The sequence below is a fragment of the Microcystis sp. LE19-41.2A genome (assembly GCF_027530405.1).
GTDB classification, from domain to species: domain Bacteria; phylum Cyanobacteriota; class Cyanobacteriia; order Cyanobacteriales; family Microcystaceae; genus Microcystis; species Microcystis aeruginosa.
The window spans coordinates 1-8,835 of sequence record NZ_JAPZQJ010000559.1 but is presented as its reverse complement, the minus strand read 5'-3'; the positions used below and the strand labels follow the sequence as shown (position 1 = coordinate 8,835).

The 8,835-nt window shown below is 42.0% G+C and carries 7 protein-coding genes; 6 read left to right on the top strand and 1 reads right to left on the bottom strand.

Translation table 11 applies throughout. The features are described from left to right. The first annotated feature begins 234 nt into the window (after nt 1-234). The 3 genes from O9290_RS23535 (at nt 235) to O9290_RS23525 (ending at nt 4,035) form a co-directional block, all read left to right on the top strand. Complete coding sequence (locus tag O9290_RS23535) at nt 235-375, top strand: hypothetical protein (protein ID WP_164517016.1); 141 nt, start codon at nt 235-237, stop codon at nt 373-375. Nucleotides 376-453: 78 nt separating this feature from the next. After that, a complete protein-coding gene (locus O9290_RS23530) occupies nt 454-1,068 on the top strand; it encodes a Uma2 family endonuclease (RefSeq protein WP_287733041.1) in 615 nt (204 codons plus the stop codon). 216 nt (nt 1,069-1,284) lie between these two features. Then, on the top strand, nt 1,285-4,035 hold the full coding sequence (locus tag O9290_RS23525) for a glycerol-3-phosphate acyltransferase (RefSeq protein ID WP_288056650.1): 2,751 nt from the start codon (nt 1,285-1,287) through the stop codon (nt 4,033-4,035). Nucleotides 4,036-4,734: 699 nt separating this feature from the next. Here the strand turns inward: O9290_RS23525 and O9290_RS23520 are convergent. Continuing rightward, nucleotides 4,735-6,891: a putative PEP-binding protein gene (locus O9290_RS23520; RefSeq protein ID WP_288056647.1), complete on the bottom strand. Its 2,157-nt coding sequence runs from the start codon at nt 6,889-6,891 to the stop codon at nt 4,735-4,737. Nucleotides 6,892-7,220: 329 nt separating this feature from the next. Between O9290_RS23520 and O9290_RS23515 the strand changes: the two genes are divergently transcribed. The 3 genes from O9290_RS23515 (at nt 7,221) to O9290_RS23505 (ending at nt 8,736) form a co-directional block, all read left to right on the top strand. Next, the gene (locus tag O9290_RS23515; RefSeq protein WP_002757839.1) at nt 7,221-7,916 is read left to right on the top strand and encodes a response regulator transcription factor; all 696 of its coding nucleotides are present in this window, start codon (nt 7,221-7,223) and stop codon (nt 7,914-7,916) included. A 176-nt stretch (nt 7,917-8,092) separates the two neighbouring features. Then, nucleotides 8,093-8,305 (top strand): hypothetical protein, encoded by a 213-nt coding sequence (locus O9290_RS23510; protein WP_002757840.1) that lies wholly within the window; start codon nt 8,093-8,095, stop codon nt 8,303-8,305. A gap of 20 nt (nt 8,306-8,325) precedes the next feature. Next, complete coding sequence (locus O9290_RS23505; protein ID WP_288056643.1) at nt 8,326-8,736, top strand: helix-turn-helix domain-containing protein; 411 nt, start codon at nt 8,326-8,328, stop codon at nt 8,734-8,736. Nucleotides 8,737-8,835 lie beyond the last annotated feature (99 nt).

Below are 8,835 nucleotides of genomic sequence, written 5' to 3'. Positions count from 1 at the left end.
GTCAGTCTGTAGAGCGACCATAAGACCAGAACAGAGTAAATCTGTTAAGGCAGGTGCGAAAAATCCTTCGGGAAAGAAGCAGAAACCTAAATCGTGAGGTTTGGGAATCACCGTCCGTTTACGGCGGTGAGGATGTCAACAGGAGGGGCTGGAACATTCAGCGTTAATCAAGGAGACCTCTTTATAAACTTACTAGGCGGCTCCGGTGGTAAAGAATTTTATGAGGGTGTAATATTGCCAAATGGAGATCTAAAAACTAACTGGCAACTGACTCCTTTTATGAACCTCGCCGTCGTTACCAATTATATTTTTGGTTTCGTCCTCATCGTTTTTGGCAGCGATAGTGCGATCGCAGATTGTGTAGAGAGTTTGTAGGGTGGGCAATGCCCACCTTACTTCAAGGTAAAATAGAGCTAAGGAAGTTAGTAGAGAGAGAATGCTATTTTGCCAGCTATGAGCCAAACTTTACCTAAAACTGTTAATTTCGAGGAATTCGTCCTTTGGCTGCCTGAAAATTCGGGAGTGCGTTATGAGCTACACAAGGGAAATATTATTGAAATGGCACAACCCGCAGGAGAACACGAGGAAATCAAAGGATTTTTAACTGTTAAACTCAGTGGAATAATTGATAGACTAGGGCTTCCTTATTTAATTCCTAACCAAGCGATTGTCAGACCTGCTGGTAAAAATTCTGGTTATTTTCCCGATGTATTAGTGCTAAATCGAACCAAGCTCGCTCAGGAAAAATTATGGAAAAAAGAATCAATCCTTAGGGATGGTGCATCTATCCCTCTGATCATTGAAGTCGTATCGACTAACTGGCGTGATGATTACTACTTAAAATTTGCTGATTATGAAGAAATGGGTATTCCTGAATATTGGATTGTCGATTATGCAGCCTTGGGTGGGCGTAATTTTCTCGGCACTCCTAAACAACCGACAATCTCTGTTTGTTGCTTAGTTGAGGAAGAATATCAAATTCGGCAATTTCGAGACAGTGATCGCCTAATTTCCCAGACTTTCACGGAATTAAATCTCACTGTCAATCAGATTTTCTTAAGTCTGTAGGGTGTGCATCGTCCACCTTACTCTTTTCGCTTTTTTCTTCAGTTTAAAGGTAAGTATATTCTCGTTGATTTTGCCGCTTAAAATCCGCAATTATTGCCTTTATTTGCTCCATCTGCTTGGGTTTTAAGCCATTAAACTCAATTTATTTTATCGCTTTCGTGTTCATGTTCTCAAGGTCGTTACTAAGACAAGATACTAAACTAAGACGCATTTTAAATGAGAGAAATTTGGGGTTCCCTATTTATTTTTTTAGTCTGTCCTATAATCGGGGGACTGCCTCTGATCGATTGGATAAATTATCTAGTAACTGGACGTAAATTATCCCAATTAGGTACTGGTAATATCGGTGTAACTGCCGCTTTTTACCATGGGGGTAAATTGGTGGGAATTTTGGCGGTAATTTCGGAAGCAGCCAAGGGAATTATCGTTATTTTCCTAACCCGTTTATTTTTTCCCACCGGCTCCCCTTGGGAATTATTAGCTTTAATTGCCTTAGTCATGGGGCGCTATTGGTTAGGAAAAGGTGCGGGAACTACTAATGTTTTCTGGGGATTAATCGTTCACGATTTTGTCGCTGTTTTTCTCACCTCAATCATTAGTGGGATTAGCTTTACTATTTTTCGAGAAAAATCTACGGGTAGATTGGTAGGATTATTTTTATTAGCTTTAATTCTCACCTTGCGCCGTCCCCACGATTCAGGTTATATTATAACTGCCATTGCTTTAGCCTGTTTATTAGGGGCAATTTTTCAAAAAATAGCCGACGATTTAGACTTACCCGAAGCAAGTGTTAACAATGAATCAAAAACTATGTTTCGTTTTTTTCGTGGAGATCGATCGCTCCAAACCCTTGATGACAATCTGACGGCCTTAAAAGTGGGACAAAAAGCCGCCACTTTAGCCTATCTTAAGCGTGCCGGTTATCCCATTCCTAGGGGGTGGATTTTACCACCGGGGGATGATCCACAACCGTTAATAGAATCTCTTAATCCTGATATTAATCATCCCTTAGTCGTGCGCTCTTCCGCTATTGGAGAAGATAGTGAAACCGCCTCATCTGCGGGACAATATACCACAATTCTTAACGTCATCGATCGAGAAAATTTAGCGGCGGCGATTTTAAGTTGCCAAACCTCCTACAATAGTCCTAATGCTGTTAATTATCGACTCGATCGAGGTCAAGAAAACACGGCCATGGCTGTGTTAATCCAAGAACAAATTCGAGGAGTTTTTTCGGGAGTTGCCTTCAGTCGCGATCCGATTAATCCTCTCAGTTTAGATGTAGTTATTGAAGCTTTACCCGGAGATGCCACCAGAGTTGTATCGGGAAGAATCACCCCCGAAAGTTATCGAGTTAATTTAGAAGAAAATATCATCATCGGAGCGGGAGATATTCCCCCAGCTATTATTCAACAGGTAGCTAATCTTTGTCGGCAATTAGAAACCCTTGATCATGGCATTCCCCAAGATATAGAATGGACTCATGACGGACAAAAATTATGGTTATTACAGTGCCGTCCTATCACTAATTTACAGCCAATTTGGACAAGAAAAATCGCGGCTGAAGTTATCCCCGGGGTGATTCGTCCTTTGCCTTGGTCAATTAATCGTCCTTTAACCTGTGGAGTTTGGGGAGATATTTTCCAGTTAGTTTTAGACAAAAAAGCTCTCGATTTGGACTTCAATGAAACAGCCACTTTACACTATCAAAGAGCCTATTTTAATGCTTCTTTATTAGGAACCATTTTCCAGCGCATGGGATTACCTCCAGAAAGCTTAGAATTTCTGACCAAAGGGGCAAAGTTTACCAAACCACCTTTAACGGCAACCCTGGCTAATTCCCCCGGTTTATTAAAACTTTTAGGACGGGAATTACAGTTAGAAAAAGACTTTAGCCAAGATCAAAAAACCTATTTTATTCCGACGCTCGAAAAAATTAACGCTACTTCCCTAGAAGCTTTATCTTCTGGAGAGATTTTAGAGCAAATTGAGGAGATTTTAACCGTCTTAAAAAAAGCTACCTATTATAGTATTCTTGCTCCTCTTAGCTTTGCTTTGCGTCGCAGTATTTCGCAAGTACCTTTTGAGAAATTGGATAACTCCCAAGCACCAGAAATAGCCTCAATGCGATCGCTATCTGAACTGAGAAAAAATACGATCGATCGAGATTTTGACTCAGCTTTTTCCCTCTGGTTAGAAACCTACGGTTATTTAAGCGAAGTGGGGACTGATATTTCCATACCGAGATGGCGAGAAAATCCCCAAGAGCTGCTACAACTCCCCTTAGATAGTCCGGGTAATAATAGCCATAAAAAAGTCAAATCTTCCCATACTGTCCAAAAAAGATTAAATATCAAAAACCAGGTAACTGAAATTTACTCCCGTCTTTTAGCTCACCTACGCTGGCATTTTCTCGCTTTAGAAACCCTCTGGTTACAGCAGCAAATATTATCGGAGACGGGAGATATATTTTATCTAAATTACTCAGAAGTTACCCAGTTGGGTCAGAATAATAAAATCGCCAATCTTAAGCAGATTATCCGTCAGCGTCGCCAACAATTCCAAGAAAACTCTCAATTAACCGATATTCCCTACATCGTTTATGGACAACCACCGAAAAGAGAATTTTTAGTTTCAAATTTAACTGCCAAAAAACGCTTACAGGGAATTGCCGCTAGTGGGGGGACAGTGGAGGGACGAATCAAAATTATGCCCAGCTTACAAAATCTAGAAATTGCCCCTAATACTATTCTCGTTATTCCCTATACTGACTCAGGATGGTCGCCTTTATTATCCCAGGCTGTGGGAATTATTGCCGAGGTGGGGGGACAATTATCCCATGGTGCTATTATTGCCAGAGAATACGGAATTCCCGCGGTTATGGATGTGCATAATGCCATGAAATTGTTAAAAGATGGTCAATTAATTCGTCTCGATGGCAGTCAAGGAATTATTGAAATTCTCTAGGCATTAGGGGACAGGGTGTGGGGTGTGGGGTGTAGGGTGTAGGGTGTAGGGTGTAGGGTGTGGGGTGTGGGGTGTGGGGTGTAGGGTGTGGGGTGTGGGGAGAATAAATAAAATAATCTCCTGACTCCTGACTTCTGACTCCTGACTCCTGACTCGGAGACTCCTAACCCAATGGTAGATGTTGGATTTTTGCAGAAGTTCTATTTTTCGACAAAGATAAGCAAAAATTATCTATGAACTCCAAAAACTTGAGAATATTTAAATTAACATTTCGCAATATTTACAAATTCTTAAGAATTAATTGAGAAAGATTTTTATTTAACAACGATGTTACAATGGTTACAGCGATTTTACTGAATTTCATAGTGGGGTATTCTATGCTTTTTTGGGCAGCAACGGTTGAAACCCTTGCCACACCTAGAAGGTAATCCTCATTAAGACAGGTAAATCAGTCAATTTCACCCACAACGATGATCTTTTTTTTGTGTAGTTTTATTGCAAAAAAAAAGTTTTTTTGACAAAAAGCACAAAGTATGAATTAGGAAGTGGGGTAGTGGGGTAGTGGGGAAGTGGGTTGATGGGGTAGTGGGGTAGTGAGGTAGTGGGGAAGTTAAGCTAAACGGCTTTTACTTCGGATCACCGATATAGACTCCAAAAGGGTTATAGCTGTTGGATCATGCAGGTTAAGCGCCGTTTAGCTTATCTGCTATTTTCCAATAAAAATCTTCTTTCGGCGCGAACAATTGCCTCTCTAGTGGCTAAAACTGCTTCTGTATCCACCGAAAGAGAAGTCACACCCCAAGCAATCAGATCATCGATAAGTTCAGGATACTGGACGATAGCCATGCCACAAACGGAACAGGGAATCTGTAAAACTTTTGCTTGAGTGATAATTTGTTTTAAAGCTGCCCTGACTGCGGGATGACGGGCGTTAAAATATTCTGAGAAATGTTCTCGATCGCTACCTAAAAGTAATTGAGTTAAATCATTAGTACCAATAGCGATTAACTGTACCCCCGCTTGCACATAATCCGCTAATTGAAAGATTACCCCCGGTACTTCCACCATTATCCCCAATTGGAAAGAAGGGACTTGAGTGAGTAAAGCCGATTGTACCCGTTGCCGGCAGAAAATAAATTCCTCAACCCCGCGGACAAAGGGAAGCAGTAAATTAATATTGGTGGCGCTGGTGGTTTGTACCCGTCGTAAAGCTTGCAATTCCAGATCGAATAGAGTCGGATCTAATATATAACCATGGGTTCCCCGACTGTCTTGAGCCGAATGTTGAGCATCAAAAGAACGGTAAAATAAAGGCTTAGGCTGGATACTAAGGGCAAATTGTGCGATTAAATCACTTAATCTCTCGATCAATGCTTCTTGATGCTCTGGTGTTAACCATTCTTCTAGATTACGCTGAGAAAGTAAGTCTAAAATCATCCATTCTGAGCGCAATAAACCGATCCCATCAATAGGCAGTTCTCGGATTCCGGCAATACTTTCAGTTTGACTGAGATTAACCATCAAACGGGTAGCAATTGCCGTCCCGTCGGTTTCTCTGGGGGGTGGTGGGGGCAAGGAAATCTGTTCCTGAGATGCTAGAGAAATAATTCCCCTCGTACCATCTACTAAAATTATCTCGCCTGAGCGGATAATTTCTGTGGCATTTTTCACCCCGACAACGGCAGGAATGGCTAATTCCCGGGCTAAAATGGCTCCATGGCTAGTTAATCCCCCCTGTTCCGTGATCATTGCTCTAATTTGGCGTAAATGGGGCAGTTTTTTCGGAGGTAAATTAGTAGTAACCAGAATGCAATCCTGAAAATTTGCCTCTGGGGAGTCGAAATTGCTGATCACTTTTGCCACTCCCGATGCCAACCCCGGGGATGCCCCTAATCCTCTTAAGGGATAATTGGAGGTAGTGGGGGTGATTTCCTGACTGTGACAGTTGAGAATATAAATTTGACCATCCAGCATCATCAGCCATTCTATGCTGGTTAACGTCGGTTTTTCCGTCAGCAGAAATTGAACCAGTTGACAAAGGCGATCGAGGGCGAAATTATCTAAACAGTAGCTTTCTTGTAAACTGGGTGCTAATAATTGTGGCGCGAGCAGATTACTGTCACTATTGAGATAATAAGCGCGGGATTTATTGCCTAATTGCCGACTGCGTAATTGACCGGAGCGATCGATAATGTAGGTATCCGGTGCCACTTCTCCATTAACTAAACTGTGTCCTAACCCCCAAACTGCCTGAATTTTCCAGTTATCGTCATTAATCAACACATTTCCCGCACAATTGGCCGGTAATAACGGTTGTACCAGTAAAGATAATTGAATGTTTTCTAAACCAATTCCCATTTTTCGCCAATAAAATAGACTTCTGGCGGTGAATAACTCCGCCCAAGCTTGTTTTAGGGCATTTTCTAGATTATCTGCTTTAATTCCACTGATGGGGGCGGAAAATAAACCGAGCGTTCGCCGAGCCAGATTAGCTGGTAGGGAAAAGCGCCATACTAGGCTATCCATGGATAATTGTGCCACGGCCGCCTCTAGTTGTTCTAACCAGAGAGGAGGAATTTGCGCTTGTAAAATGGCCCGCCGACTTTCTTTGGCGACTAATTGCAGAGCTTTTGCGTTATCTACGTCTAAATAGAGGGAAGATTGCGGAAAATCAGTCAAGAAAGAGTCAGCATTGTTGATAGTTTCCAAAAATTCCGCAAAAATGCGGTTAAAAATGGCAAATCCCCCGATAATTGGGTATCCTCGCTGATGTAATTCACTGGCAATAAAAGCTTTTTCCCCCACCAGGGGGCGATCAGAAGCACTAATGCGATCGAGCCAGCAGAGAATGGTCACGGGATTTGTTAAGAATGGTGAAAGGATTGTAAAATAATCTAGGTGATTTTTGTAACTTTTTAGTTCTATCTGCTAGTTTAACTCACCGTCACTATCTTGAGGATGATCTGGGAAGTGGGGAAGTGGGGAAGTGGGGTGTAGGGTGTAGGGTGTGGGGTGTAGGGTGTGGGGCGTAGGGTGTGGGAAGAATAAATAAAAATAATCTCCTGTCTCCTGACTCCTATCTCCTGACTCCTATCTCCTGTCTCCTGACTACTGACTCCTGACGACCGGCTCCTGATAGCTGATAAGATAGGATTCGGACAATATTCGATCGCTGCGAGAAATTGATGGACACACCTGCGAAAGTTTTGTTAGTGGATGACGAACCGGGGGTTCGTGAATCTGTGCAAGCATATCTACAGTACGGGGATGACTTCGAGGTAAAAACTGCTAGTAATGCTAACGAAGCCTGGGATTTACTCAATCAAGAAATTCCGGAATTAGTCATCTCCGACATTATGATGCCGCAGGTGGATGGCTATCAGTTTCTGAAGAAATTGCGCGAAGATGCTCGTTTTCAGACAATTCCCGTGGTTTTTCTCACTGCTAGGGGGATGACGAGCGATCGCATTCAGGGTTATAATGCCGGTTGTGATGCTTATCTATCCAAACCTTTCGATCCCGAAGAATTAGAAGCATTAATCAAGTCTTTAATCGAGCGCCGTCGTCAATCCTTGCAAGCCACCAGCGAAAACGCTAGATTAGAAGAAATTGCCCGAGATATCCGGGAATTAAAACAGCAGGTGGGACAACAGAACACTTTTACTACTACTCCCCCCCCGATTAAAATTGACCTTACCCCCCGGGAACAAAGCGTTTTAGATTTAGTAGCGGAGGGATTGATGAATAAAGAAATTGCCAGTCGTCTAGAAACCAGCGTCAGAAACGTAGAAAAATACGTCAGTCGCTTATTTAGCAAGACTGGTACTAATAGTCGCACGGAATTGGTACGTTTTGCCCTAAAACACGGTTTAACCAGTTAATATAGCAGCTAAGGACAAAGTAGCGGACGGGAGTAGTTTATTAGCTGACGATGACAAGCAACTGAATTACCGATGGAAAACGTTTCATCAGTTCATCGTATGGCTTCTGGCGTTGAAACAAATTTTGTTTTAGAGCTAACCTTCGAGCAAGAGCAGAATGGGAGGATATGTCAACCATGTTAAGCACTGATCTAGAGATAAGACTAGCAACTTTAGAAGCTGAAGTAGCACTGCTTAAGCGTTTGCTACCTACTGTCAGCGAAACTCCCTGGTGGGAAAAAATTGTCGGCACTTTTGCTGATGATCCGGCTTACGAAGAGGCAATGCAGTTTGGTCAAGAGTACCGTCAGTCCCTAAAACCGTTAGCCGAGGAAGCATCCGAATCCTGAAATGTATCTCCTTGACACCGATGACCCTTACTTTTAATCCAGAAAAATACAAAGAATTACTAGCTCGCCATTTACCTAAAGTTATTAAAACAGAGGCAGAAAATGAAAAAGCTTTGGCTATTGTGGAAGAATTAATGCACCGTCAGCAGCGAACTCCCGAAGAAGATGAACTTTATGAGCTTCTAATTTTTTTAATTGGGAATTTTGAAAAAAGCTTTTATCTACAGGAATCAACCACACCTCATTCTATGTTATTGTTTTTGATGGAACAGCAAGGCGTTAATAAGAAAGACATAGCCAGAATCCTTGGCTCTGACAAAATTGCCTCTAGTTTAATTGAAGGAAAAGGGTCAATTACCAAAGAACAGGCGAAATTATTAGGACATTTCTTGGTTCTTCGTTACTTGGTATGGTTCGATAGGGGGGCATAAATCGACTAAATCCTTATCTGGCAAGAGACTTAATTGATTAGTTCGCTCTAGATAAGAAATAATTGACAAAAATCGCTAAATGCCTTTCTATATAAGGGT